24 protein-coding genes are annotated in these 22,982 nt (G+C 58.7%); 9 read left to right on the top strand and 15 right to left on the bottom strand.

Features of this window, described 5'->3' with window-relative positions; genetic code table 11:
• Positions 1-435: 435 nt before the first annotated feature.
• From JQS30_RS17195 to JQS30_RS17185, 3 genes are all read left to right on the top strand, one after another.
• A complete protein-coding gene (locus tag JQS30_RS17195) occupies positions 436-2,052 on the top strand; it encodes a coiled-coil domain-containing protein (RefSeq protein WP_213173171.1) in 1,617 nt (538 codons plus the stop codon).
• A gap of 153 nt (positions 2,053-2,205) precedes the next feature.
• Entirely contained in the window at positions 2,206-4,023 is a 1,818-nt protein-coding gene (locus tag JQS30_RS17190) for a type IV secretory system conjugative DNA transfer family protein (RefSeq protein WP_213173170.1), read from the top strand.
• Entirely contained in the window at positions 4,023-4,634 is a 612-nt protein-coding gene (locus JQS30_RS17185) for a hypothetical protein (RefSeq protein ID WP_213173169.1), read from the top strand. Before JQS30_RS17190 ends, JQS30_RS17185 begins: the two co-directional genes overlap by 1 nt.
• Before the next feature lie 213 nt (positions 4,635-4,847).
• Here the strand turns inward: JQS30_RS17185 and JQS30_RS17180 are convergent, their stop codons facing one another.
• The 5 genes from JQS30_RS17180 to JQS30_RS17160 all read right to left on the bottom strand — a co-directional run bounded on the left by JQS30_RS17180 (position 4,848) and on the right by JQS30_RS17160 (position 6,603).
• Positions 4,848-5,081, bottom strand: coding sequence for a hypothetical protein (locus JQS30_RS17180; RefSeq protein ID WP_213173168.1), 234 nt, complete (start codon positions 5,079-5,081; stop codon positions 4,848-4,850).
• On the bottom strand, positions 5,081-5,341 hold the full coding sequence (locus tag JQS30_RS17175) for a hypothetical protein (RefSeq protein ID WP_213173167.1): 261 nt from the start codon (positions 5,339-5,341) through the stop codon (positions 5,081-5,083). The genes JQS30_RS17180 and JQS30_RS17175 overlap by 1 nt, the downstream gene beginning before the upstream one ends.
• Before the next feature lie 17 nt (positions 5,342-5,358).
• On the bottom strand, positions 5,359-5,523 hold the full coding sequence (locus JQS30_RS17170; RefSeq protein ID WP_213173166.1) for a hypothetical protein: 165 nt from the start codon (positions 5,521-5,523) through the stop codon (positions 5,359-5,361).
• Positions 5,524-5,600: 77 nt separating this feature from the next.
• On the bottom strand, positions 5,601-5,816 hold the full coding sequence (locus JQS30_RS17165) for a DUF397 domain-containing protein (protein WP_213173165.1): 216 nt from the start codon (positions 5,814-5,816) through the stop codon (positions 5,601-5,603).
• Positions 5,809-6,603: a DUF5753 domain-containing protein gene (locus JQS30_RS17160; protein WP_213173164.1), complete on the bottom strand. Its 795-nt coding sequence runs from the start codon at positions 6,601-6,603 to the stop codon at positions 5,809-5,811. The genes JQS30_RS17165 and JQS30_RS17160 overlap by 8 nt, the downstream gene beginning before the upstream one ends.
• Before the next feature lie 212 nt (positions 6,604-6,815).
• On the opposite strand from JQS30_RS17160, the gene JQS30_RS17155 reads away from it, so the two are divergent.
• From JQS30_RS17155 to JQS30_RS17140, 4 genes are all read left to right on the top strand, one after another.
• Positions 6,816-7,247 carry a hypothetical protein gene (locus tag JQS30_RS17155; protein ID WP_213173163.1) on the top strand — a complete coding sequence of 144 codons (432 nt, stop codon included), beginning with the start codon at positions 6,816-6,818 and terminating at the stop codon, positions 7,245-7,247.
• 360 nt (positions 7,248-7,607) lie between these two features.
• Positions 7,608-7,760 (top strand): hypothetical protein, encoded by a 153-nt coding sequence (locus JQS30_RS17150; protein ID WP_213173162.1) that lies wholly within the window; start codon positions 7,608-7,610, stop codon positions 7,758-7,760.
• Positions 7,761-7,845: 85 nt separating this feature from the next.
• The gene (locus JQS30_RS17145) at positions 7,846-8,088 is read left to right on the top strand and encodes a hypothetical protein (protein ID WP_213173161.1); all 243 of its coding nucleotides are present in this window, start codon (positions 7,846-7,848) and stop codon (positions 8,086-8,088) included.
• A gap of 428 nt (positions 8,089-8,516) precedes the next feature.
• Complete coding sequence (locus JQS30_RS17140; protein WP_213173160.1) at positions 8,517-8,849, top strand: hypothetical protein; 333 nt, start codon at positions 8,517-8,519, stop codon at positions 8,847-8,849.
• A gap of 12 nt (positions 8,850-8,861) precedes the next feature.
• Here the strand turns inward: JQS30_RS17140 and mobF are convergent, their stop codons facing one another.
• Complete coding sequence (gene mobF / locus JQS30_RS17135) at positions 8,862-13,358, bottom strand: MobF family relaxase (RefSeq protein WP_213173159.1); 4,497 nt, start codon at positions 13,356-13,358, stop codon at positions 8,862-8,864.
• A gap of 945 nt (positions 13,359-14,303) precedes the next feature.
• On the opposite strand from mobF, the gene JQS30_RS17130 reads away from it, so the two are divergent.
• Entirely contained in the window at positions 14,304-14,678 is a 375-nt protein-coding gene (locus tag JQS30_RS17130) for a hypothetical protein (RefSeq protein WP_213173158.1), read from the top strand.
• Positions 14,679-14,765: 87 nt separating this feature from the next.
• Here the strand turns inward: JQS30_RS17130 and JQS30_RS17125 are convergent, their stop codons facing one another.
• The 6 genes from JQS30_RS17125 to JQS30_RS17100 form a co-directional block, all read right to left on the bottom strand.
• The gene (locus tag JQS30_RS17125) at positions 14,766-15,068 is read right to left on the bottom strand and encodes a hypothetical protein (protein ID WP_213173157.1); all 303 of its coding nucleotides are present in this window, start codon (positions 15,066-15,068) and stop codon (positions 14,766-14,768) included.
• A gap of 124 nt (positions 15,069-15,192) precedes the next feature.
• On the bottom strand, positions 15,193-15,795 hold the full coding sequence (locus JQS30_RS17120; protein ID WP_213173156.1) for a hypothetical protein: 603 nt from the start codon (positions 15,793-15,795) through the stop codon (positions 15,193-15,195).
• A 209-nt stretch (positions 15,796-16,004) separates the two neighbouring features.
• Positions 16,005-17,165 carry a coiled-coil domain-containing protein gene (locus JQS30_RS17115; RefSeq protein ID WP_213173155.1) on the bottom strand — a complete coding sequence of 387 codons (1,161 nt, stop codon included), beginning with the start codon at positions 17,163-17,165 and terminating at the stop codon, positions 16,005-16,007.
• Positions 17,166-17,313: 148 nt separating this feature from the next.
• On the bottom strand, positions 17,314-17,658 hold the full coding sequence (locus tag JQS30_RS17110) for a hypothetical protein (RefSeq protein ID WP_213173154.1): 345 nt from the start codon (positions 17,656-17,658) through the stop codon (positions 17,314-17,316).
• Between the two features lie 88 nt (positions 17,659-17,746).
• Positions 17,747-18,292 (bottom strand): hypothetical protein, encoded by a 546-nt coding sequence (locus tag JQS30_RS17105; RefSeq protein ID WP_213173153.1) that lies wholly within the window; start codon positions 18,290-18,292, stop codon positions 17,747-17,749.
• 204 nt (positions 18,293-18,496) lie between these two features.
• Entirely contained in the window at positions 18,497-18,907 is a 411-nt protein-coding gene (locus JQS30_RS17100; protein WP_213173152.1) for a DUF3307 domain-containing protein, read from the bottom strand.
• Between the two features lie 216 nt (positions 18,908-19,123).
• Here JQS30_RS17100 and JQS30_RS17095 point away from each other — a divergent pair, with 216 nt between their 5' ends.
• Positions 19,124-19,882 carry an HAD family hydrolase gene (locus JQS30_RS17095; RefSeq protein ID WP_213173151.1) on the top strand — a complete coding sequence of 253 codons (759 nt, stop codon included), beginning with the start codon at positions 19,124-19,126 and terminating at the stop codon, positions 19,880-19,882.
• Here JQS30_RS17095 and JQS30_RS17090 read toward each other — a convergent pair.
• From JQS30_RS17090 to JQS30_RS17080, 3 genes are all read right to left on the bottom strand, one after another.
• Entirely contained in the window at positions 19,876-20,235 is a 360-nt protein-coding gene (locus JQS30_RS17090; protein WP_213173150.1) for a hypothetical protein, read from the bottom strand. The two genes, JQS30_RS17095 and JQS30_RS17090, sit on opposite strands and share 7 nt — an antisense overlap.
• Before the next feature lie 77 nt (positions 20,236-20,312).
• The gene (locus tag JQS30_RS17085) at positions 20,313-21,179 is read right to left on the bottom strand and encodes a hypothetical protein (protein ID WP_213173149.1); all 867 of its coding nucleotides are present in this window, start codon (positions 21,177-21,179) and stop codon (positions 20,313-20,315) included.
• Positions 21,180-21,197: 18 nt separating this feature from the next.
• Positions 21,198-22,673 (bottom strand): hypothetical protein, encoded by a 1,476-nt coding sequence (locus tag JQS30_RS17080; protein WP_213173148.1) that lies wholly within the window; start codon positions 22,671-22,673, stop codon positions 21,198-21,200.
• Positions 22,674-22,982: the final 309 nt, after the last annotated feature.

The following is a 22,982-nucleotide window of genomic DNA, read 5'->3' as shown; positions in this document are numbered from 1 at the left end:
ATCTAGACCTCATATTCGTCACCTGCACTCATAGCAGTATCGCATGAAAAATCACTACCCCAGGGCATTGCCGGGATGATGTTTCACCTGTGTATGACCCATTTTACTGCGTTCACGGCACACACGCATACCCCCATATTTGCACGCTGATTGAACGCCATCGTATCACTAGCACTATATATATTACTATCGGTACTGATATAGGTCTTGCTATATGTGCGTGTTAGTGTTTTGATAGATGTGTGATGATGTAGCTAGCACAGAGGTTTAGCTACATAGCGACAAGTTTTCCTGCATAAACGCCTCAGCCAGAGTGACAGGGATGCGAGAGGGAACGGAGTTCCATGAGCCGCGATACGATCTTGATTGCCCCCAATGATCATCGGCATGTCGAGACGATGCCGACCACCCCCCTAACTGGAGGTCTCCAGTAATATGCCTGAATTGTTCGAAGGTGGGCCGCCTACTGTTGATGAGTTCAGCGCGTGGTGGGACGTGTACGGCTACCTGATTGAAACGTCACTAGGCGCAGCGGTGCTGGTCATACTGATGATCACACTGATAGTGGCTAAAATCCGTGGTCGTATCGACAGCTGGATTGCCAACACGGTCACGCTCATGGTGCTGGTCTATCAGTCGCACGGTGTGTGGGGACTGCTTGGCCGGGCTTTCGATATGCCCTTTGGTCTCAAAATCTGCTTGTTCTTCGTGATTGAGGGCCTGGTCCTGTTTTTCGCTGCCAAGGCGCTCAAACGCCTTGAGGCCACTATTGAATATGGCGAACCTGACGAGGACGGGAATCGGAAAGTTCTCGCCAACGGACGCACTGGCTGGCCTGGGATTGCGGTATGGATCATCGCGATTTCCACCGGGATTCTTGTCGGGCTCAGCGAGGAAGCCCCGTATGCGTTTTGGTTTAGGTTCGGCATCGGTGTGGCGGCGGCCGCGCTGTGGTGGGCCAATCTGACTGAGGATCGCATTGCGCTCGATGTCAAGCGCTCGAAGAAGAACACTCGCTGGCGGTGGACCCCTGAACGGCTCATGGTCAATTGGGGCTGGTTGGAGCCTGATGATGGCGACGTTGAAGACACCAATGAGGAGTGGTTGAAGCGCAAACTTGTCAAGCTTGCCCATGTCCACCACACGTCGCGGCTGCCGTGGCGTAGAGCTCTGGCGGGGAAGCGCTTGGTGTCCTGGTCACAAAGCGCCACCGATGAGGTGTTGGACGCGGTACGTAACCAGCTGGTCTTGATGTACCTGGTGCGGGAACGCACCAACCCTGACGCGGCAGTTCAGGATGCCATTGAAGCGGCACAACAAGGGCGGAGTGAGGAGATTAAAACTCTCACAGCTACCCACGAAAACGAGCTGGAGTCGGTGCGCGCGGCCGCGAAAGAGCAACTGGTCACCGCTGAACAGCGTATTAAGGAACTTGAAGAGTTGCATTCGTCAACAATTGAGAGCTTCCGCAACCAGGTTGAGGCATTGAAATCTGATGCTGGCGAACAAATTCGGCAGTTGCAAGAGGAGGTAGGCCGGCTGCGTCCTGACGCTGAGCGGGCCGAGGCGCTAGCTCACAAAATCAACCAGATAAGAAATAGCAACGCTTCAGGCGGGCCAAAAACTCCCGCACCTGCCTCAGGGGCGAGCTCAACGGCGTCCATGGGTTCACCGGTAGTCACGGAGCGGCCGTCCTCGGCTCCTCCAGCTCCAGTTCGGACTCCTACGCAGCGAGCGGGGTTGGACCCTAACCAGGCTCCTCCCTCGGCGGGGAATGCGGCCCTGGCAGTGAAGCCAACAATGACGGGCAAGGAGCAGCTGCGCGCGACCTGGGATGTACTGGCTAGCGAGGGCAAAGTATCGGGGGAGACCTCAACAGCCACGCTCGTTGAGCTGGGTTTGACTGTGGTGTCTGCTGAGGTCAGCCGGGATTCTGCTCGGCGGTATGCCTCGGAGTGGGCGCGGGAACAACGCAAGAATGCGGCGGCAGCTGCCTCAGCTAGTCAAGGCCCTCGCCTACGTCGCATTGAGACAACCCCACGTAGTGACTAACTCTCACAAAACTATTTCTGCTGGTAGCGACCTTGACGGTGATCATGGAGCATCGTTAGGGTCATACCGGCGCAAGATCATTCACATTTAATGGGCCAGGGGCGCATGTTTGCTGCACCGCCCCCGGCCAGACATAACACAGATTGGATTGTCATGTCAGAAATTAAGTCTAGAGGTCTGTGGCGGGAGGTGCGTTACCCGGCCACGTTGGCCACAGCGGCCGCCGTGGCCCTCCAGCTGCTCGCCTGGTTGATTTTCAGTGCGGTGTGGCTGCTGGCGTTGCCGCCGGTCACGGTTGCAGGTGTGGTGGTCTACCGGACCCGTCTTCGCTCTGCCGCGCGCGTTCATGCGGAAAAAGCGCGGCAGATGCGCCTTCGTGGTGGCTGGGCAACACCGTTGGATATGGTGCGCACCCTGGGTTATGTCAAGATGTTTCGCCAGATGAAAGTGGTTCGGCCCTCCCTAGCGACATTGAGTTTCTGGGAGCGACTGCAAGTACCTTTCGATCGGTTCGCGGTACGCCTGGTACGTATTCAGGGTTGGTTGGGACGCCGTTGGCTATACGTCTCTATTGAGCGTATGACTGCCATCATCGCGCAAGCGGGAACCGGTAAAACCGGTTGGCTGGCCAATATCCTGCTGGATGCGAAGGACAACCCGGTAGTGGTTACCAGCATGAAAGTTGACCTCATCGCGGAGACGAAAGACTTGCGTGAGGAAGTGGGGCCAGTTGACATCTTCAACCCCGACACCATCGGCGGCCCTCAATTCGCCTCCACCATCAAATGGGACATGTTGGCAGGGTGCAAAAACCCGCAAGTGGCTCAGACCCGCGCGGGCTACCTCATGGCCGGAGCCAAGGGCTCCTCCAACGTTGGAGACGCAGAATTTTGGAAAAGCCAGGGTGTCCGTATTTTGGGCATTTACCTGCACGCGGCCGCGCTGGGCGGCCTCCCGGTAGCCATCGTCAGTGATTGGGTTGGCCGCGCGAAAGATTCCGAGACGATGCAAGATCAGCTGCGCGAGTTGATTAGCCAGTCTCCGCAGGAACGCGCCATGATGGCTGACCTGGAACAATGGCTCGGCACGAATGCGAACACAGCCACGTCAACCACAACGACAATTACCAATGCTGTCAAATGGTTGTCCACCGATGCAGCCAACCTGGTCGACGTGAAACCGGGCAAGGAATCTTTTGATATCGACCGTTTCCTCTCACAAGCCTCCACGCTGTACCTGCTGGCCGAGGAGAAGGACTACGACGCCATCACGCCGCTGTTCACCGCCTTCGTGGGGTGGCTCTATGACGAAACCCGCAAGCGGGCCTCACAGATGCCCAAGGGGCGGCTAGAGCCTCATTTGACGATGGTGCTCGATGAGTTGGCTACGATCTGCCCGGTGCCGATGAACCGCTGGGCTCCCGTGATGCGCGGGTTCAATATCTCCGCTCACATCGGTTTGCAGTCGATTCCGCAGCTGGAAGAGAAGTATGGAAAGGAAGCCGCGAAAATCATTTTGGACAACGTGTTCGCCAAAATGTACCTAGGCGGTATCACAGACACGAACCTCCTCAAAGATCTCTCCCTGCTGTTTGGGGAGGTATCGGTGACCGAATACAACCCAGCGCACCAACGCCACGACGTGGTACGTCGACCGGTGCTGGCACCAGACCGCATCCGGGATCTCGACATCGGAGAGGCGTTGCTGGTCGTCACAGGCCTATCGGGCGCGGCCACGGGCCGTATCACTCCGTATTGGGAGCGCAAAGACTACAAGGCACTACAACGGCAGAAACGCAAAGATGCGCGCAAGCAGCGCAAAATCAAGTCCCTACCGCAAGGAACGATTCCCAAACAGATCGAAAAATCGCCCTCAGAACAGCCCCAAGCATCTGGTCACGACCAAGCAGTGACAGCATCCAGTGTTGAGCAGTGGATGGCCACACAACGGGACGCGGGGAAGGGTAACTAATGAACGAATCAGACGAGGGCCGCCAGCCTTTGGTGGGGGCTGACCCAGATGATGTTGCCGCGCTCTCGGGCGAGGTTGCTGAACTCAGGGAGCTGTTGTCAGCGGTCACCGACGAATTGACTCAGCAGATCAGTGAGTTGGCCGCTAGTGGCACCACTGCGGGAGCTAGCGGCGAGGGAATGCAAGTTAGCCCGGAATCCTGGCTGGATGTCAGCATTGCGCGGGCTCCTAAATACATAGCCGAGGTGGTTGAATGGGCGCAAACAGTGGGGCCTCACCTGTCACCACCGCTGTTGCTTCAACCCTGTTGGATGCAACATTCCTCGGTCGTGCAGGCGATAGCCGATGCGCGGGCCATGTGGCGGTGGCTGTATCGCTCTGAACTTGCCCGGCCCTATGAAGCCATTGATTGGACACTGCGCCACTGGCCTGACCTGCATAAAAAGATCCTTTCCGCGATGGAAGGTTGCAAAACCAATGAGGCGCATCAAGAAAAAACATACCTCCATGTATCAAAGTGGACAATCGCAGATGTCAAGCCTGAAGCCTATGAAAGAGACGCTCAGGAATTCGCGGCACGGGGGAATCGACCTGCTAACGAGGATGAATAACCCCTGAACGTCAGTGGGGGGCCAGACCCAATTGGGTCTGGCCCCCCACGTGTGTCTGGGCGCTAGCTACGGGGTTGAGTAACCCCTGGTGCGATGGGGTGTTAAGCGTCGTCGTTCTCGGTAACCTTGTGGCGGTCGAAGACGCACCAGGGCCAGGACCAGCACGGGTCCTGGCCCTAGGAAAGAGAGGTAAGGCTGGTTGGCGGTGGTCGTCTACTGGTCGGTTTCTTTGTCAAATCTGTCGAGTTTGGTGAGCAGGTCGTCCATGTGGTCGCGGATGCGTTCGGCGTGGTCGCGCAGTGTCTGAAGTCGTGAGCCCGAGGAGAACTCCCTCAGGTCTTGGCCGAGTGTCGCGGTCATCGCCTCAAGCTCTTGGGCGACCTGGTCTTTGGTGGATTCAGCCTCGACGACGTAGATCGTCTCCCACGGGGGCTCGAATTCGGCCATCACAAGCCCAGCCGGTCGTACAGTCGGACAGCCATCAGTCGGGCGAACCGCCCGAGATCTTCGCCCTGGTAGGTCGCGGAAAGCACGTCGAGAAGGGAGGCCGCGACGAAGTCTTCGCGCCGGTCGAGGTCGGACCCGTGTCCCTCCTTAGCCGGGTCGGTGCTTTCCAACCACGAGTTCAGGAACGCCGCGTAGTCGTCACGGTCGATCGGCTGCTGGTCGGTGTCGGTAATGCCCGGTGTCGGGCCGACTTGGTTCATCGGATCGGTGCTCCTTCTTATTCCTGCCCAGGGGTGTCGGTGCTTGTGGCGGGGTCGGTCTGCCAGTTCGGGACAAGGATGGTCTCGTAGCCGTTGCAGATCTTGGTCATGATCCGCTCGGCGGTCAGGTCAGTGAGGGAAGCCAGCAACGGGCGGAGTTTCGCGCCGTCGTCGGCCAGCATGTAGCTGCGGACAGGTCAGGCTGAAGGCCGCACCGTTTACACAGGTGCGGCCTTCAGGGTTCCTTTTCCCAGCTAGATCATGCTAAAGCAAGATTTTTCTTAAGGGCATCAAAGTCTCCGGATGAGATCCACAGGGGATGGCCATCGTTGCCTTGTTTTGAGTCACGAACTCCAACATGGTTATTGGTGACCGCAACAAAAACGCAGGCCCCACCCTGGTCGTTAGATCGTCGTGATTTGCGCCAACGGTGCTTGTCGCCGAAATCCTGGACTGTTAGATCCTGATCACTCACAATAGTTCCTGTTCACGTCCTTGATCAGACGCACTGAGTCGATTTCGCTGAGTGCGGCATTGGTGAGGTGGCGGAACGCCCGCTCATGTTGGGTTACCTCATCGGGGTCGTCTAGGTAGCGTGCCCCGGTGAGGCTTTCTGTATAGATGATCCCAAGGGGATCTAGGAGGGTGTCAAACCGAATCCAGTGGAACGAGGTGTCCATTGAAACGTGAGCCCCCAACCGGTTAGGGATAACCACAATGGTCACATTTGGCCGTTGCGCCATCTCAACCAGGTGAAACAATTGTGCCCTCATGGTGTCCTTGTTACCAACCATGCGCCAGAGCGCGCCTTCGTGAATCACGGCCCAAAAGCGCAGGGGATTTGGCCCCTCAAGGACTTTCTTACGCTCCATGCGACTCTCAACGTAGTCATCAACGATTGACCCAACCAGGCCCTTCTCTAGCACGGTTCGTGCGTAGTCCTCGGTTTGGAGCAGACCGGGAATCATGGTGAGCGCTAGCTCAGCTATTTCTTCGGCTTCGCGTTCGAGCAGCAGAAACGTTTGGAACCAGGCAGGAACAATCTCATTGATCGGCCGGGTTCGTTTCCGGGATCGTTCGACGTGTTCCAGCAGCATCTCAATTTGTTCAGGGTCAACGCCGTAGTACTCGAACACCCTCCGCGCTTCGCCTGTTTTCATCGCTGACCGTCCGGACTGATACCGCTGAAGCGATGTTTTTCCCAGCTCACAGGCTTCCTCGACCGTTTCCAAGGTCAGCGATTTATCAGCCTCTTTACGCATTTTATGGAGTCGTTTTAGCGCGGACGCAACGACCCATTTTGAGGCTGACATTGGTTGGGCAGGGGGAGTGCTGCTCATGGTCGGGCTCACCCACAATCTTTGGTCTTGGTATCGCCTTTGTATACACCATCATGAAGTACACTCTAGTAAAATACGTTTTCGTAATTTACGATATAGCTATGTTGTGCCTCACTACGAGCGGAGTATCAACGATGAGCTTGGGTTACTTCCGGCTTGACCTGGCCGATGGCCATTACCTGATCGCGGTCACACAGTACAAGGACCGTAACTACCTGCGTCTAGATGTGGTGTTGACGCCTCAGCAAGTCAGTCCGCTAGCAATGGTGTGTCACCGCGACCTCGCCACCACCGTTGCCCCAGACGACGTTAAAACGGTGCTGGCTAAGGCATGGATTGCCATGTCTCCAGGTCGCACCCTTGACATTTCCCATATCTCACCGATAGCCACCGAGCTGAAAACTTGGGCGCTGCGGCTCTGGGAGGAATCGGTGAGCTCGCTGCACCACGGCCCGAACTCTCTGCGGCGGCCGCAATGCAGCATCCGGGGTGTCTTCAGCAGTGAAGAGCTGAAGGCACCCCGTCCTGCCCGAACACATCACAAAGTTACGGAGATCGCCGCATGACTCCCTATCAGCAACTTGAAACAGCCCGGGCCAACGTCGTCAATCACAAAGCGGTTTGCGATGGCTGTCAGTCAGGTAAGCGGCTCCGTCAATGTGTCGAGGGCCGAAAACTCAACCACGAAGAACAGATCGCCTGGTCCGCATACGCAACTTCGGTGAAGGGGCACGGATGAATCCCAAAGAAAAGCAAATTCAGATTGTGACGCAAGCGGTGATTGCGCATCATGAGGCCTGTGCGCGCTGTCAACACCCTGACCAGACCTACTGGTGTGTGTGGGAAAGCAGGCTCCATCGCGCCCCGATGATCCCGCGCCAACCTACCCAGTAACGGGCCAAGTACAAGACCAAGGAATGGACGACATGAATCACCCTCAAGACCCGATCGAAGTCGCGGCTAAGGCCGTGAAAAACCACGTTGACCATTGCCTGCGCTGCCAAAGTGATCGGCCTGCACAGTGGTGTAAATGGGGCACCAAGCTCAAAGAATCGCATCTGAAGGCGGTACGCAACTAAACCAAAAGAAAAGGCGGCTCCCGAAATTCGAAGCTCGGAGCCGCCCCAATCTCCCGAGATAGCAATCAATCGGAAGGAACACAGTATGACACCTACCGTCCAAACCGTCCTACAGGACATCCTCGACCATCCCCAACCGCCGGTAGTTCGTTCGTGCGCCTGCCAGTGTGCTACTTGGCATCCTGAACGCATGGGGTGCGATATTGCCACCGATGGCCCTGAAATTTGTGGCGTCTGTGCCGAGATCATCGACCAAGCCGCTGCCGCGTATCGGGAGCGCAAACCTGAGCTTTGGTTGTTGCCTGAGATCGGAGGTTTAGCGTGGTAGTTCGCGACGATGTTCACATCATTACGACCGCGTCAACTCGCCCCGGCCGTCTATGGCAGCGAGTTCAGGAGGGTTGGCCTCACCAGGTGGGTGATTGGTACAGCGAGATTGCCCGCCGTATTGGCAACGCCACCGAGCCGTTGGCGGTGGTGGTGTGTGCAGTGTGGGCGGTGCTGGGTACGCCCCTTATAGTCACTTCGGCGGTTTTGGCGTGGTTGGTGCATTCACCGGCTCGCTTGTTGGCTGGGTTGGTCCTAGCGGTCGTTCTCATAATTGCCTAGGGCTGTTGACCTGTAGATATCCCCCACGAGTCCAAGCTCGTGGGGGATTTTCTATTGCCGTTCTATCGGCGCTCGAGCGCGTCGTGGTTGTCTAGACCTCTACACTTGGTGGGGTCCTTGTGCCTGCGTGCCGAGTACAGTGGAGGTATGAATACCACCCGAGTGCATGAGGTCCGGCCACGCTCCGAGATTGAAGAAGACCGGCAAAAATGCCTGAACACAGTAGAACGTATTGGCCCCAGCCGTTACATGGATGGCGCAATAGCGGTTTACGACTGGATTTTGGGCTCCGCTGAGGCTCCGGTAGGGCCGATGGTTTCACCCACTGCTGAGGCGGTCGGCAACGTCGAGAAGTTGGTGTTGGCGGCCATTTACGGCAAACCCGCTGCACCTGACGTCATTTCACAAGATTGGGCTGTTGGCGTTGAACACGCCGCAATGTGGAGCCGTGGGCTGGCAGAGAGAGGCCCTGGCCGCTGATCTCAACGGCCGTTAACGTTCTAGGCCTTGGTCGACGGCGGCTTCGCGGGCGGTGCGTTCCATTTCTCGTCGGCGCCATTCCTGGTCGGCACTAGCCTGCTTGTCGATCTCTTGCTTGTTCTCGGCAGCGTTTTTAGCCGCGGCGATCCGTTCGCGGATTTGCTCGCGGGCTTTATCGGCCTCGGATACTGCCCGGTCGGCATTAATCTCTTTGACTTTGCGAGGGAACGCCTTTGCCACGGAGCTAAGTTCACGCTCAGTTTCATCGGTGGGCTCGTCGCGGGTTTGATCGCGGTCGGCCTCGGCAAGCTCCTTACCACGATCGTTCGGCTCAACCTCGGTGGTAGCTGACTCGTGTTCGGCGTCTCGTGTGACCTCAGGTTTTTGGTTGACCGAGCGGTCGGCTGCTTGCTCCTGGTCGCGCTCGGTGGTGACTTCTTCTTTCTGGCGGTTGCGTTCGGCTTCGCGTTCGCGGCGCTTCAGCTCGGCTTGGGCGGCGTTGGCGGCGGTTCGGGCGTCTTCGGTTTGAGTGTGCCAATCGTTTCTGGTGTCGTTGACGTAGTCGAGTTTGTCGCGGCGCTCTTCTATCACCGTGAGGTCTTCTTCGGCCATGTCGATCTCTTCGGCTAGCTGTTGGTGACGCTCATCGGTGGGTTCTATCTGGGATAGTTCGGCGCGCCGGTGATCGAGTTCGATCCTGCCTTGAATGGCCGCACTGCTGGCTTCACGTAGCTCATTAGCCACCGCAGGTGGTGCCCATTGTTTCTCGGCATTGTAGGCCTCGATGGTGCGCTGTAGTTGTGTCTGGCTCATCTGACGCTCATCGGCGATGGGATCGGGACGGCCGAGGGCTTGCCAGGCGGCGCGCCATTCATCGCGGCGCTCAGGCATGGCAACGGAGGGGACGCGGCCAATAACGTTGGCCTGCTCGGTGAGGCTGTAAGTTTCGCAGTAGGCCTCGACTGTCCCAGCTCGTTTGATCCATTCTGCGCGTTCTGCCGTGTGCTCTTCGTGCTCTACTGGCACTGGTCCTAGGTGTTCGATAGCCCATTGTGGGGGTCGTTCAGCCACAATGATTCCTAGTTCGGAGACGCGCTCATCGGCGCGTTGTGCCCAAGCCTGGGCGTATTTGTGAATGGCGCTATCTCCTGCGGGAAGGCGTTCGGCATAGCCCAACGCGACATCGCGTTCGGTGCTGTCTTTTTCCTCGTGTGGATCGGCGCTAAGGTCCACCTCCATCATGTCGGTGATCCGCCAGTGAATCACTTGTGCGACAGAATCCGCGCTTTCCAGTTCTCGCATTCCAATCGCCTCGGAAGCGACCTGCCGTGGGTCGTGTCCGGCTTGCTCGCAGGATTCGAGCAGCCTATATAGCTCCGGTGCGGCATCATCTCGGGCCAGTCTGACAGCGGTTCCCTCGTCCAGAAGCTCCGCAACCAAGCTCTTGTACTTGAGCTCGGATAGTCGTCGACGGGATTCATATAGGCGGTGCCCGATGACGCGCATCGATCCGGCGTCGGCGAGGTTATCGCGATGAGTTTGGGTGGCCGACCGTTGCGGCGTCCCAGATTCAATGACGCTGGCAAAAATGGTGGCTGCTGACCGCTGGTGCTCTTCTTTGGGCGCGGGCGCCGCAGTTTGATCGGCCATTTTCGGGTCGGTCTCATCAACTACAAAAAGTAGGTTGAGGTCGCGGCCACGTGTAGCCGCAACGTAGGCGGCGTCAGCTGACGTTGAGGATGTGATGATGCCGTAGCCATTGTCTCCGGTCGCACCTTGCACACCGTGTTGGGTCGTGGCGTAGGCCAGGCTCATTTGTGTTTGTGCATAGTCAGCAGGCACGTCGATGGAATGACCGAGCGTGCCATTATCACCCATTGGTTGGACGGTGAGTCCGCCACTCTCGTGGGTTTCGGTGACCAGATAGCGGCCCCGGTTAACCATGCAGTTACCGACCGCGTTGGTGATATTGCGGTTGTTCCGGCGTGCTTGGAGGATGTCGCCGACACCCGCTATCGCCCTCGTCTGGTCCTTGCCGATGGCCACACCTTGACCTTCTACAAGCCCGTAGGAGACTAGGCGGTCACGCACACGCACCGAGAGTTCGTTGGCGTTCTCGTTGGTGTCAGTGATGAGGTAGGCCTGTCGTCCAGCCACAATATCGGCGGTGTAGGCCTCAACGGCCTGCGTATAGGCATCTTCAAGGTTCTCGCAACCCTTAAGACGGCCGTGAGTGTCATACTCCCGGACAACCGAATCATCGCCATCACGTAGCCGTAGAGACGCTTCCTTCTCCCACGTGGATTTAAACCGGCGCACTTCTTCAAGTTGGTACGCGCGGTCGGCGGCTTGCTGTGCGAGCAAGAATCCACCACCGGCTCCTACGGCGTCGATCTGCTCATGGTCTCCCACTAGGAGAAGTTTCGCGCGAGCAGCTTCGGTACGTTGCTGGATTTCGGATAGCGCCACCGAATCGACCATTGAAGCTTCGTCAACAATCACCATGTCGCCGGGGCGCAATCGCCATTCTGCGACGCCCTCTGGCGTTACTTTCGAAGACTCGATATCGCGTTGGTTCATCAACCACGCAGTGATGTTGTCTGTGGCCGTCAATCCTTCATCCGCGAGAACCCCGGCGGCGTTTTGAGCTGTTGCGAGGCCAAATACGCGGCCGCCTATGCGTTTCTCCCATTGGTCAGCAAGCGTGCCCATGACGAATGACTTACCGGTACCTGCGGGTCCTACCAGCGTTTCGAGCGGTTTGCCGCTGGAGAGCACTCCAGCAACCACAGCGGCCTGATCAGCACCTAGCTTCGCTACCCCCTCAGGATCGGCCTGGCGTAGTTGATTGTTGACCTCCCAGACCGCTTCCATGGCGGCCTCAGACTCGATGCAAGAGACTAGTTCAGTGTCATGAGCGGCACGTTCAATGCGGGCTTCTGCTGTCAGAACACGACGGGTGGCAAACTGCTCCGACCCGTGTCGACGGAACGCACTCTCACCGTTCGTTAGCTGGAACACCTCAGGTGTATCGACGAAGTCCGGAACATCAAGTGGAAGTATCTCTCCATCGGTTCCAGCCCGCTCAGAATCGGCCTCAATGGCACGTCGTGAAAGTTCCGCGAGTATGCGGTCTTGGTATTCAGTATCAAGGCTTCCCAGCTCTGAGGGTAGGTGGCGATGAAGGTGCATGGCGAGGTCAGAGCGCGTCCAAGTAGTCTTCGTTTCCTGCACGCTCTCCACGGCACGGGCGATGACAGCGTCAACATCGAACACTCGATCCGCACTTGCTTCGTCGCGGGTATTAATGACTCCGTGGGCGATTTCGGATAGGTCAATCTCGACCGATTCTTGCGCCTGAGCAGTCCACTCGACTACCTTCTCTTCGAGGGTCTTGACGTCGTCCTTCGTCAGCTTTGCCTGCCGGGATTTCAACGTGGCGCGCTGCGCAAGCTCGCTGAGTTCTAGAGCACTTGGCTCGCGTCCCATACGATTCTCAAACGCTGCTACGTACTCCGGGAGCAGCGCATTTATGGCCGTACGACGCGACGAAAACGCCTCTCGAACACCTCGGCTAATTCCTACGATCTCGTGTGATTTGGACTTGGGATCGTAGGCAAAAGTCACGCCAAGTTCGCGCTGTAGGTGAGCCTGCATCACACGGTCAGCAACAGCTCCAGAAGCGGCACGTTCCTGATAGAGCGCCCTGCCGTCAAGCGTCCGCCATACGCCGTCTGCGCACTCAATCCGGTTGGCGATGAGGTTATGAACGTGCAGCTGTGGGTCTTCTCGTCCGTTGGTCGGACGGGAGGTGTGTTGCAGAAACGAGGCGACAATGAAACCTTTCCCGTCGATCCAACGGCCGGTGGTCTCGCCGCTCTTAAGCTTGCCGCCGTGGTAACCAGCTCGGGAGTAACCAGCTTCACGCTCCATACGCCGGATCATCGCCTCTGACGCCTGGACAACCGACTCCTCCACAGTCTCAGCCTTGGCTGCCCAGCGCGCGGATTCGACATCATCTCCGCGCTGCTTCGCAGCAACAGATTCAGCCATAAACGCTGTGTACAGCACACTAACGGACTTGGGAGGACTGTAGGTGGCATCGAAGAACGCCCGGGCTTCCCGGGTCTGCTTGCCAGCCTGGTGCCATAGCTCCTCGGCCCGTTCTTCTTCAATGCCAGCCGGGTTCACCTCGCGTGCAACTAGCTCACTAAAGATCTCCTCTTGGCTTCGGTACTTTGGTGGCTTGCGACCAAGCTTCGTGGCCTCATGCCACTTATCGCGCTGCTCAAACCGCTCATCCCGAGGATCAACGAAGTGACCGAACAGCGCCTCGAGCTGCGTATCGTTCGCCTTACCGGTCAGCCCCAGCTCGGCGGCGGCGCTTCCACGCCACACCCCGGCAGGCTCACCCGTAGCCACCGCAGCGCTGTAATAGTTTTCCGCTCCGGCCGCAACCTCGTTGGCCACATAAGCGAAAGAAGAGCCCGGTCGAATGCCAAGCGTCATCGACCTACCCCCTTCTCACCTGTCGCCCTAAACGGCCTGCTCAAGGCCCCAAAACCGCCTTCAACATTTTAATGCATAGGCGTGTAGGTTCAATTCTAGGTTACGGGGAGGGTGAGATTCGATCGAGCTAGGGGAGGATGAGTACTAGTCATCGGGGAAAACTGTGCGTTGATGCTGGTCAAAAGATCTAAATGGCGATCAGCTGAAATCTATGTAATAAACCTGGGAAACATTAGCAATGCATGACCTTCCGAAGCCAGATCAAAATTGGCCTAGAACAGCCTCAAACGCGCGTGAGCGCGCTGGCGGGCTTCGACGGTGGCACGGGGCACCCCTGGCGGAGAATTGCGAAAACTCGCGCGCTGGCGAGCTTCCCCCGTTGCCGGGGTCGGGGCCGTTAGGTTTTGGGGCGAGTCCGACCCAGCAATCCGGGCGAGTCCGACCCAGCAATCCGGGCGAGTCCGACCCAGCAATCCGGGCGAGTCCGACCCAGCAATCCGGGCGAGTCCGACCCAGCAATCCGGGCGAGTCCGACCCAGCAATCCGGGCGAGTCCGACCCAGCAATCCGGGCGAGTCCGACCCAGCAATCCGGGCGAGTCCGACCCAGCAATCCGGGCGAGTCCGACCCAGCAATCCGGGCGAGTCCGACCCAGCAATCCGGGCGAGTCCGACCCAGCAATCCGGGCGAGTCCGACCCAGCAATCCGGGCGAGTCCGACCCAGCAATCCGGGCGAGTCCGACCCAGCAATCCGGGCGAGTCCGACCCAGCAATCCGGGCGAGTCCGACCCAGCAATCCGGGCGAGTCCGACCCAGCAATCCGGGCGAGTCCGACCCAGCAATCCGGGCGAGTCCGACCCAGCAATCCGGGCGAGTCCGACCCTTCCTTATCTGCCCCTTATAGGGTATCGTTTGGGGCGCATTGATCTGATTGGAGACACGCATCATGGCGACACCAAAAAAGCGGACTAGCTACGGGCAGAAGGCCCTCGATCTTGCTGCCGCCCGGGCAGACGTTATTGATGAGGTAGGCAAAAAATCGGAGGTCATTGAACAACTCAAGAAGAAGCATGCCCGAGAACTTGAGACTGCCCAGAACGAATATGTTCAGGCGGTGGCTGATGCCACTGAAAAATGGTCAACACGTGAACTGCGTGAGGAGTTCGACATCGTTGTGACTAAGCCTGTCAAAGAAGAATTGAAGAGGCGTCGTGAGAACACAATTACCGCACCCGCTGATCACCAGCAGACCTCCGACTCAATACCAATGGAGACCCTGGATTCAGACCCCGCAAGTTCCGGCACCCAGAATGTCCAATAGCGCTTCTGTGCGGCCCGGGTGACGCCCGGGCCGCACAGAAATAGATATAAGGTACGCGGCCGTTTTTGGGGACTTCTCTATCTGTGTTTAGCCCGCTGGTGAGGTGCGTTCGTGGAGGGCCTCGGCGTGCTCCAACAGCGAGGCAATGCGAACCCGACGTCGCGATCGACCGTAGCGGCGCTGGGAACGCAACCAAGTTAGTGCGGCGCTGGCATGGGAGTGGGCGCGCGTCTGGTTGTTCACCGGGTCGATCACGAGCAGGGATTCACTGGCGCGCAGAGTATCGGCAGCTTCCCAGATATTGACGACGGTACGCAACCGGTAGGGGTCACGGGAGCGTCGCCACCGGGTGGCGAGAATGGACGCGCCCAGAAGAAGACCGATTAGCACTATAGGCGCAAAAAAACGAATAGCTAGTTCCATAACTGAGATGTCTTTTCCGTTCCGGTGGGAGATTGCCCGGTTGACATAGCACTTCGGGGAAGCGGCAATCCAGCGTGGCTGCGAATGAGTCCTATAGGTTGTCTAGGTCGGTTAGTGGTGGCTGAATAGCCTCCCAGCTCCCGGCGTGGTCAACGGCAGCAATCCGGGCGGCGATAGCGTCTCGGTCGTGGCCGATTGGTGAGGCACTGACTAGGGCAGTGGTGAGGGCCTGGTGGAGTGCGCGAGAGCGGTTGGCTTGGCCGCGCCGATCAGCGCGCGTGGGAATGGCTAGACCACCGCTCCCAATCCTGGTAGAACGATTCCTAGATTCCCGTTCGCTCACATTGGTGACGTTGTCGCCAGGGGCCAGGTGGTCACGTAGTGCCTCAGTAGTGAGGGGACAGCATAGCGGCTGATCACAACTGTGGAGCAGATGGATTTCCTCGGTCAGCACTTCGGCGGTAAGGGCAGCGTATGCGGCACGGTGGGCACGCCAGATACGGGTGCGATCAGCTCCGGCAATAGCCCCTTTCGCCACGTGCAACTGTCCGTACCCATCATCGCGGGGCGGCCCGGTCCATAGATGGCATCCGTTGGGGATGATGAGCACACGGCGGCTAAACCGCGCCCAGAATTTCGGGTCAACACCGGGGGGCGTGGGAACCGGTGCCCCAAGCGCGTCCAGGGCAGTCATGAAGCTTCCCTTCCTTTGGTGGGTTCGATGGGCGACTTCGGAGGGCGGCCACGCCGGTTCGGGACCACACGGTGTTCGACGATCCGCTCCAGCATCGGCGCGGGCTCGGCGCTGACGGCAACGAGACAAGCAGTCACAAAATCTTGCGTTGACTCCAGCGGCGGCCCCTAATGTCGGGGCCAGGCAGGTAGCCTCCTTTGACTAGGCGATTACTGTTCCCAGCGGCCTTTAGTGGCTTCTACCTCCTCGCGCTGTTCTTTGCTGAGCATGGACAACGCGGTGCCGAGTTTGGCCCACATGTTATCGGCGGCCTTACGGTATTCACTGGCCTTAACAGCTGTTTTGGTGATCTCGGTTTCCTGTTTACGAATACGGTCCCGTAGCCGGTCCCCTTCGGCCAAAACTTCTTTATGGGTAATTTCCATAAAACGGCGCAATTGGTCGGCCTCAGCTAGGCGGGCCTGAAAGTGTTCATCTGCGGCCGCAGCGGCGGCTTCGGCCCGGTCCAGTTGACGTTGTACGTCGTGCTGAGCGTGGACGGCCTGGTCGCACTCGGCCTCGGCGGTCGCAACGCGCTCTTCGGCGGCTTCGGCCCTAGCGGTGAGGGCTTCGTTTGCCGTCTCGGCCCGTTCCCGGGCCACATTGGCTTGACTCAGTTCTTCTTTTAGCCGGTCGTTTTCGACACTGAGGTCGGTGGCAGTCGCCTGAGCGCGGTCAGCGTCAGCCCGGGCAGCATCACGCTCATTGGCGTAGGTTTCGACTTCGGCCCGGATGGCCTCGCGGTCAGCGTCGATGGAATCGGCGCGCTGGGTTTCGGCTTCTAGCGCGGCAGTGAGGGTGCCAACTTCCGCGCGGGCCTCCTCGAACTGCGTTGTCACAGTTTCCAACTCCTCGGCCATATCCGCCGCTTCGGCCTCGGCTTGTTCCCGGGCGGTCTCGGCGTTCCTCTGCGCGGTGTTGGCGCGACTGACTTCGGCGCTGGCATGGGCTTTAGCCTCTGCCGCTTCGGCCTCGGCGGCTTCCACTTGAGCAGCGGCGGCCTCGACGTCTGTTGCTAGAGCGCGCTGCTCAGTGATTTGTTCGACCGTCTCTTTGAGGGCAGCAACCAAGGCTTCGGCGCGGCCAGTGGCGGTCTCGGCGGTGCGAACGGCCGTGGTCACGGGGGAGCGGGCGACTTCGGCTTCGGCGGCCGGATCGTTGCCCGATTCCGCGCGCACCCGAGCTCGGTGGGCTTTCAACGCGGTGTGGTCGGGATTCTCGCAGTAGGCAGGGGGTCGGCCCTGGCTATTAGCGGTAGCTGGCGGCTGATCGCATCCGGGGAAGCGACAGGTGCGTTGGTCATGGGCGGTGCTTGTTGCGCTGTCATTCATACTCACCATAGTATCATATCATTTCATTTCATTCATTTCATATCATTGCAGTTATGAAATTAAATGCGAATTGTTGATGGCCCGGGATTGTGGGCACGCAAAAACGGGAGCGGCCGCGCGGCCGCTCCCGTAGGTGTCTTGTGTGTATTTAATTGGTGGGGCACTCGCGGCATTGTGTGCACATCTTCGGGTTGTCTGGCCCTTCGTGCTCAATACCGCAGGTGGGGCATCGGTGGTCTACCCAGTTGATGGGTTTGAGATTGTCCAGACCGGTCACTTCGCCCTCGGCAACTTCACACAGGTGACTGTGGGTCGTGAGGTGAATTTCGTTTTCGCAGTAGCGGCACCAATAGTCGGGGGCGCTGACGGTTTTTATTTCGCCGTTGATTCGACATAGGTGTGATCCGACGTAGTCATACACGGTGTTCGTTGATACGTCGAACGGTTTCACGTTCGTGTTGGTGAATTCGCGGTGGAACTTCTCGTAGGTCATACTGGTGTCCTCTCTATTGATTCGTTCTCGGGAGTAAGGGGCGGCCCTGGCTCTACCCTGGGGCCGCCCTGTTGTGTGTGTCTTCTGTTTAGTTGTCGGCGGAAGCGTTGGCGCAACAGATACTGTGTTCGCATTCGGAGCAATTGTTGTCCCAACCGCTGTGCTCGGTTCCGCATCGATGACAGTCATGAGTGCCATCGAGGCTGGATGCGGCCATCATGTCGTCGTTGTGCTGATCGCTACCGGTGTACATTGCGGCGCGATCGGCGGCGTTGAGGAGCCATCCGCGCTTCCACTTGCGGGATCGGGCGACCTTGAGCTGGGTTTGCGCGGTGGATCGGGGCACATCCATTGCTAGCGCCCGTTGCCCGTGCGTCATGCCCTCATCGGCGGCACGAACGACAATTTCATTGTGCACTTCCTCGACGTAATCCGTGAGTTTTGAGGCCTGACCTACGTCGGTGGTGTCCATTGACTCTCCCGCTCTGCCTTTAGCGATCGCGATCAATGTCGAGTGGACAGCGTCGACGAGTTGCCAGTCCATCAGGTCTAGCTGCTCTGCGTGGTCGCGCCTTAGCGGCAGGATATAGGCGTAGGCCTCTTCGTGGGGTTTTAGTAGCGGGTTCATGTCCATTGCGCTCTCCGTTTTTCGTTTTCTGTATGGAACTTCGTACATCTATTACTGTACGGGATTCCATACAGTTTGGCAAGGGCGCAAGGGATCGGAGAAAAGAAATTTTCAATCTTTTTCATGCTGTTTGCCTGGTTGTGTTTGTGGGATATGTGCAGTGGATCCGCCTGCCGGCTTGGAGGTTTTCTCTAACTCGGGTCCTCATTTTTAGACACTGATGATGAGTGCGGCGATTGTAATCATGGTTAGGTGTGCGGTTTGGTCAGTCAGCAAACGGCCGGAGGGTGTGGACCAGAATTTGGAGCCGCGGGTGATGCGGGAAATCCAGGGGAGTACGGGGCCACGGTCAAGCGGGTAATGAGTCAGGATTGATAGTGCTAGCCCAACTACCAACGCGACAGGGTGAATATCAACGTCTGCGAGGGCGATCAGGGCGACCGTTACTGCGGTTTGGGTGAGTCCATAGCCGATGACGTGGGCAAGGCAGGCGCGTCGGCCTTCGCGGCCGGGGGCGGTTTTGTTCGCGGCTTGGTGGTCCGTTTGGGTGATCAGGTCGCCGATGATATGGCCGATGAATAGAGCGATAAAGACGTAACTGGTGGTTCCGGGGTCAATCATGGATAGCCTCTCGTTGTGCTGGTGTAGGACCATCGTCGGCGCGAATCGCCTCTAGTGCTGTCCACCGTTGGACAAGTTCGTGGCCTGGGTTTATTGACGTCAGTCACAACGGTGGTGCGGTAGGGGTTTTCGAGGGCAACCCGGCCGCGCAGCGGCCGGGGCGGCAGCCCCTTCTTAGGGTTTAGGGTGTTGAGGTCGAATGAGGGGGTTCTCGTGGTGGGTTTGGTAGCAATTGACTTGGACGACACGCTCATAGATGGTGAAGATGTGCTCTCACCTGCGACGGCCTCGGCATTGGGGGACTTGGAAGCGGCTGGGGTGGCTTGGTGTGTGGCCACGGGTAGGGCTGTCGGCCGGGTGGGTCACTTGGGCTTGGAACCGACGGCGGGGTGGATGTGCGCGCATGGCAGCCGGTCCTGGGCAGAATCCTGGGAGTACCTGGCAGCCTTGCGGGGGCCAAACTTGACTGAACTCCTGGCGCTCGTCGATGAGGCCCTTCCGGGGGCGAGGGTCGGCGGCGATATCGCGGACACGTTGATTGCCGGGCCAGGTTATCCACTGCCGCAATGGCCGGGCCGTAAAATTCAGGAAGTTACTGCCGGGCAGTTGGCAGAGTGTGAATTGGATATGGTGCGCCTCCATCATCCAAACGCACACTCACTGGTTGAGTTCGTCGCCTCGGCTGGGCTAGACGTCAACGTTTGGGAGATTGGCTCCAGCGGGTCCTATGCGGAAGCAACCGCAGCGGGGGCGACGAAAGCTATTGCCTTGGAGAAACTAGCCGCGCACCGGGGTCTCGACATGTCCGCAGTGGCCGCTATAGGTGATGGGCAGACAGACGCGCCCATGTTGGCGGCCGTGGGCCTGGGAGTGGCAATGCCTGATAGTCACCCGGAAACGTTGGCGGCCGCTGACGTGGTTGCCAGTCATGGTGTTGCGGCCGCCCTACGCGATATCGCTCGGGTCTCTCAATAAATTGCGACAGGAGAACAGCCACAGTCGGCTCGGGCGATGGTGTGGAGCGTATCGCCTGGCTGGGTGCGATGATTCCTGTTACAAGAAATGTTGTTGTCTCGTTCGTTTTCATAGGCGTGGATGACTAGCGCGAGTGCCTGACCGTCGGTAGCCTCGTTGAGGTCCATCGTGGTGTGTTCGATCCCAGCTAGTACCAGGCCCAGCATACTGGCCAGGTGCTCCTGGTCTGTCCCACCGCAATCCTCCCTCTCGCCTTCGAGACAGTCAGGAATCTTGCGGCCCAACGATCGCAGAACCGCGCGGACTTCTTCGGTGCGCTGCCGCCACTGATCCTGTACTTGTGATTGGCTCATTGTGTCTCCTCCTTGTGTTCTGTGCTCATTGAGAGCAATGGCGAATGGGTTAGAACTCGACTTCGTCGTGCGGGTTTTTAGCTCGTGGCTCCGTTGGGCCAATCCGCTGGGAGTTGGGGAACGTGGAAAGGTAGACCGGTGTAGTTAGTTACCCTGGCGGCGATGGTGTCGAGGAGTTCTTGCACTGAGTCGCGGCAGTTGGCCTGGGTACATTCCAGTAGTGTCCACCCAAAAATTTCCCAATTTATGAGCGGTTCAGTTTGGCCGGGGGCGGGTGTGGTGTTCTGTCGCCACCGGTTGGCCACAGAAGCGGCCCGAGAGTCTTTGGTAGCTAGCCGGTCGAGGTTGGTTTGGATTTCATCATGGGCCTGGTCGCGGGTGTCAACGGGCGGGTTGACCATCGGGTGTACGCCCTGTGGGCTGATCTGCTCCAGCATGATGCTGTGCCAGTGGGTTTGCGTTTCGGTATTCATGGTGTCCTCATTAGATTGATGCTCAGTAGCGGCGGGTAGATATATGGCGAGTTCACAACGGGTCTGGGCCACCCAATTTTTCAGCACCTGTGAGAGAAAATTCTCCAACACCTCGGGCGGGTTGATGTCGGCTCCGAGCGCGTCCGCGCTCCAGGTCAGCTGGGTGTCAAATAGTCGGTAGAGTTCGGCCGCGTAGTCCAGGGCGTGAGAAGGTCCAGTGAGGGCGTAGACAACGGCGCTAGTAGCTTCGGCATTGGTTCCAGTCAGGGCGGCGGCTAGGTGGAGCGCGTCGACCCGCGCAGTTAGCCCATGACCAGTTGGTCGAATTTCCATCCTGCCTGGGGCACTAGTTCCCTCGCGGACGGCCTTCACAGCAATCTGAGCTATTTCGCGGCGGACCTCTGGCATAGCGGCAGTTTCGGTCTGGGCGATAACGCCATCGACTTTGGCGCGGAATCCGGTGAGGTTCATCGTTGTCGCTCCAAGTTTTTACGTAGCGGTGTGGTGGCTGGTGGTGTTCAGGCGTGCTAGGTGAGTGTGCCAGTGGTGGCACCCTGAGCACACCTCCACATTGCCTCGGCCCAGAAGTGCCCGGTGGTCAACGTCGGGGCCTGAGTGTCCACAGAGAGCACATTGAGGGCCGGTTGGTTGTGGTGGTGCCCATTGGGCCGCAACGGGAGGAGTAGTGGCCACACGGGCGCGTCCGGCCACGGTTTGATCGAACATTTCGTTTTGGGTGGTGCGGTGGCCTCGGCGACGTCGCGGAACCTGGATACGAGCGCGGCGACGATCTCCCGCCGTGCGAACAACGGCGGGAGCGGCTGTCCTCCGGGCCGCTTGGCGGGCACGGGAAGCCTCAGCGGCTTCCTCGGCCACCACATGCGGTGGCCGCTGCACTGGGTAAATGTCGGCAACCTCGCCCAGCAGGCGTGATAGCCAGGCAATGGATTTATCCGGGTTGATCGGCGGGTCATAGTAGCCCCAGCGAGAGTTTCGCGCCTCCACGGCCCGCTGAACCGCTTTTACAACGTCGCTAGCGGTCCATCCGGCGTTGGCGCGGGCCGTTAGGGAGTTGACCAGGATAGGAAGTGGGGCGTTCTTGAGCTGTGGGAGTCGTGAATCATTGCGCAGACTACGGGCCAACTCCAGGGCCTGAGGGTTCATAGCTCGGCGTTTCGCCCGCCGCTGCCGTTTCTGCCCTTCCTTTGTCGCTGCTTCTTGCCACGTTCGGCCGTAGGCCGCCTTCGGGAGTGATGAGGGCGAACGGCTGGGGAGAGTAGAAGAGATAAACCTATAGATGGGGCAGCAATAAGAGTCTTTTTCCTGGTTGGCGCGCTCGCTCATGAGGCTGCGCCAAGCGGCCACCATGTGGCCGGTCACCTCGACCGTTTCGGCCGGGCCATCGTCAAGTGTCGCTAGAAGTTCGGCGACGGCCGCGAGGGCCGCGAGGGCGCGGTCTATATGGGATGCCTGAACATCCTCAGCGTAGATGCCCTCCGGGGCCGGGAGTGTCCATTCGGAGCGTTGAACGACGTGGTATTCCTCGCGTGGCTGTCGTTTGACCTCGTCGTGTGCGAGGTGTTGGCCTGTCGCGGTGCGCTCGATGAGCTCCAGGGCCTCCAGGCGTCGCCACAGTTTGCGCACATGATCGGCCGTGATGCCTAGCAGGGCGGCGCTGGTGTCGCGGCCGGGGCGGCTGCGACGGCCGGAACGCCAATCAGAGAGCACGGTCATGTAGGCCAGGAGCATCTCTAGGCGTTTACCTCGCCGTCGAGGTAGCTCAATGTCGAGCTTTGCAATGATGGCGGCTAGACGAATGATGGGCTGTGTGGTGCGGGTGAGAGCTTCCATTTGCCGGGCACGGGAGCGAGCGCGGCGTGCCCTGGTTTTGTGGTCAACCAGCCACGTTCCCGGCCCCGGATCAGGTGGTGCCACGGCCGGAGAAATAGCTACAGTGTCAGCCATCCGACAGATTCGAGATGGCGGCTCAAGCCGCTGTAGAGCGATGTTTTCGCTGCCTGGAGCGGGTGAGTTAGACGTCTGCGGGCTCTCCTGTCCCGTACCTACTCTGGTACGGTCTGAGCCTGCTACACTGGTGCGTAGCAAACAAGCTTCCCTTCGGGGATCTATAAGAAGAGCTGATAAGCGACCAAACTTCTGCAGCTCTTCGGTGGATATTTATTAGACGGCGGCCCGGTTATCCGGGCCGTTTCGTCGTTGTTTCTAAGTCTTTGCCTACCCTATCGCATAGTTGTTCCCGCGTGTGACCAAGGG

The organism is Natronoglycomyces albus, from assembly GCF_016925535.1.
Taxonomy (GTDB): domain Bacteria; phylum Actinomycetota; class Actinomycetes; order Mycobacteriales; family Micromonosporaceae; genus Natronoglycomyces; species Natronoglycomyces albus.
Note: the sequence above shows the minus strand (reverse complement) of the source record. Positions and strands in the feature narration are given on the sequence as shown.

Coding starts and splice junctions, on each gene's coding strand:
- JQS30_RS17195 (WP_213173171.1), top strand. CDS start 436: ATGCCTGAATTGTTCGAAGGTGGGCCGCCTACTGTTGATGAGTTCAGC.
- JQS30_RS17190 (WP_213173170.1), top strand. CDS start 2,206: ATGTCAGAAATTAAGTCTAGAGGTCTGTGGCGGGAGGTGCGTTACCCG.
- JQS30_RS17185 (WP_213173169.1), top strand. CDS start 4,023: ATGAACGAATCAGACGAGGGCCGCCAGCCTTTGGTGGGGGCTGACCCA.
- JQS30_RS17180 (WP_213173168.1), bottom strand. CDS start 5,081: ATGGCCGAATTCGAGCCCCCGTGGGAGACGATCTACGTCGTCGAGGCT.
- JQS30_RS17175 (WP_213173167.1), bottom strand. CDS start 5,341: ATGAACCAAGTCGGCCCGACACCGGGCATTACCGACACCGACCAGCAG.
- JQS30_RS17170 (WP_213173166.1), bottom strand. CDS start 5,523: ATGCTGGCCGACGACGGCGCGAAACTCCGCCCGTTGCTGGCTTCCCTC.
- JQS30_RS17160 (WP_213173164.1), bottom strand. CDS start 6,603: ATGCGTAAAGAGGCTGATAAATCGCTGACCTTGGAAACGGTCGAGGAA.
- JQS30_RS17155 (WP_213173163.1), top strand. CDS start 6,816: ATGAGCTTGGGTTACTTCCGGCTTGACCTGGCCGATGGCCATTACCTG.
- JQS30_RS17150 (WP_213173162.1), top strand. CDS start 7,608: ATGAATCACCCTCAAGACCCGATCGAAGTCGCGGCTAAGGCCGTGAAA.
- JQS30_RS17145 (WP_213173161.1), top strand. CDS start 7,846: ATGACACCTACCGTCCAAACCGTCCTACAGGACATCCTCGACCATCCC.
- JQS30_RS17140 (WP_213173160.1), top strand. CDS start 8,517: ATGAATACCACCCGAGTGCATGAGGTCCGGCCACGCTCCGAGATTGAA.
- mobF (WP_213173159.1), bottom strand. CDS start 13,358: ATGACGCTTGGCATTCGACCGGGCTCTTCTTTCGCTTATGTGGCCAAC.
- JQS30_RS17130 (WP_213173158.1), top strand. CDS start 14,304: ATGGCGACACCAAAAAAGCGGACTAGCTACGGGCAGAAGGCCCTCGAT.
- JQS30_RS17120 (WP_213173156.1), bottom strand. CDS start 15,795: ATGACTGCCCTGGACGCGCTTGGGGCACCGGTTCCCACGCCCCCCGGT.
- JQS30_RS17115 (WP_213173155.1), bottom strand. CDS start 17,165: ATGAATGACAGCGCAACAAGCACCGCCCATGACCAACGCACCTGTCGC.
- JQS30_RS17110 (WP_213173154.1), bottom strand. CDS start 17,658: ATGACCTACGAGAAGTTCCACCGCGAATTCACCAACACGAACGTGAAA.
- JQS30_RS17105 (WP_213173153.1), bottom strand. CDS start 18,292: ATGGACATGAACCCGCTACTAAAACCCCACGAAGAGGCCTACGCCTAT.
- JQS30_RS17100 (WP_213173152.1), bottom strand. CDS start 18,907: ATGATTGACCCCGGAACCACCAGTTACGTCTTTATCGCTCTATTCATC.
- JQS30_RS17090 (WP_213173150.1), bottom strand. CDS start 20,235: ATGAGCCAATCACAAGTACAGGATCAGTGGCGGCAGCGCACCGAAGAA.
- JQS30_RS17085 (WP_213173149.1), bottom strand. CDS start 21,179: ATGAACCTCACCGGATTCCGCGCCAAAGTCGATGGCGTTATCGCCCAG.
- JQS30_RS17080 (WP_213173148.1), bottom strand. CDS start 22,673: ATGGCTGACACTGTAGCTATTTCTCCGGCCGTGGCACCACCTGATCCG.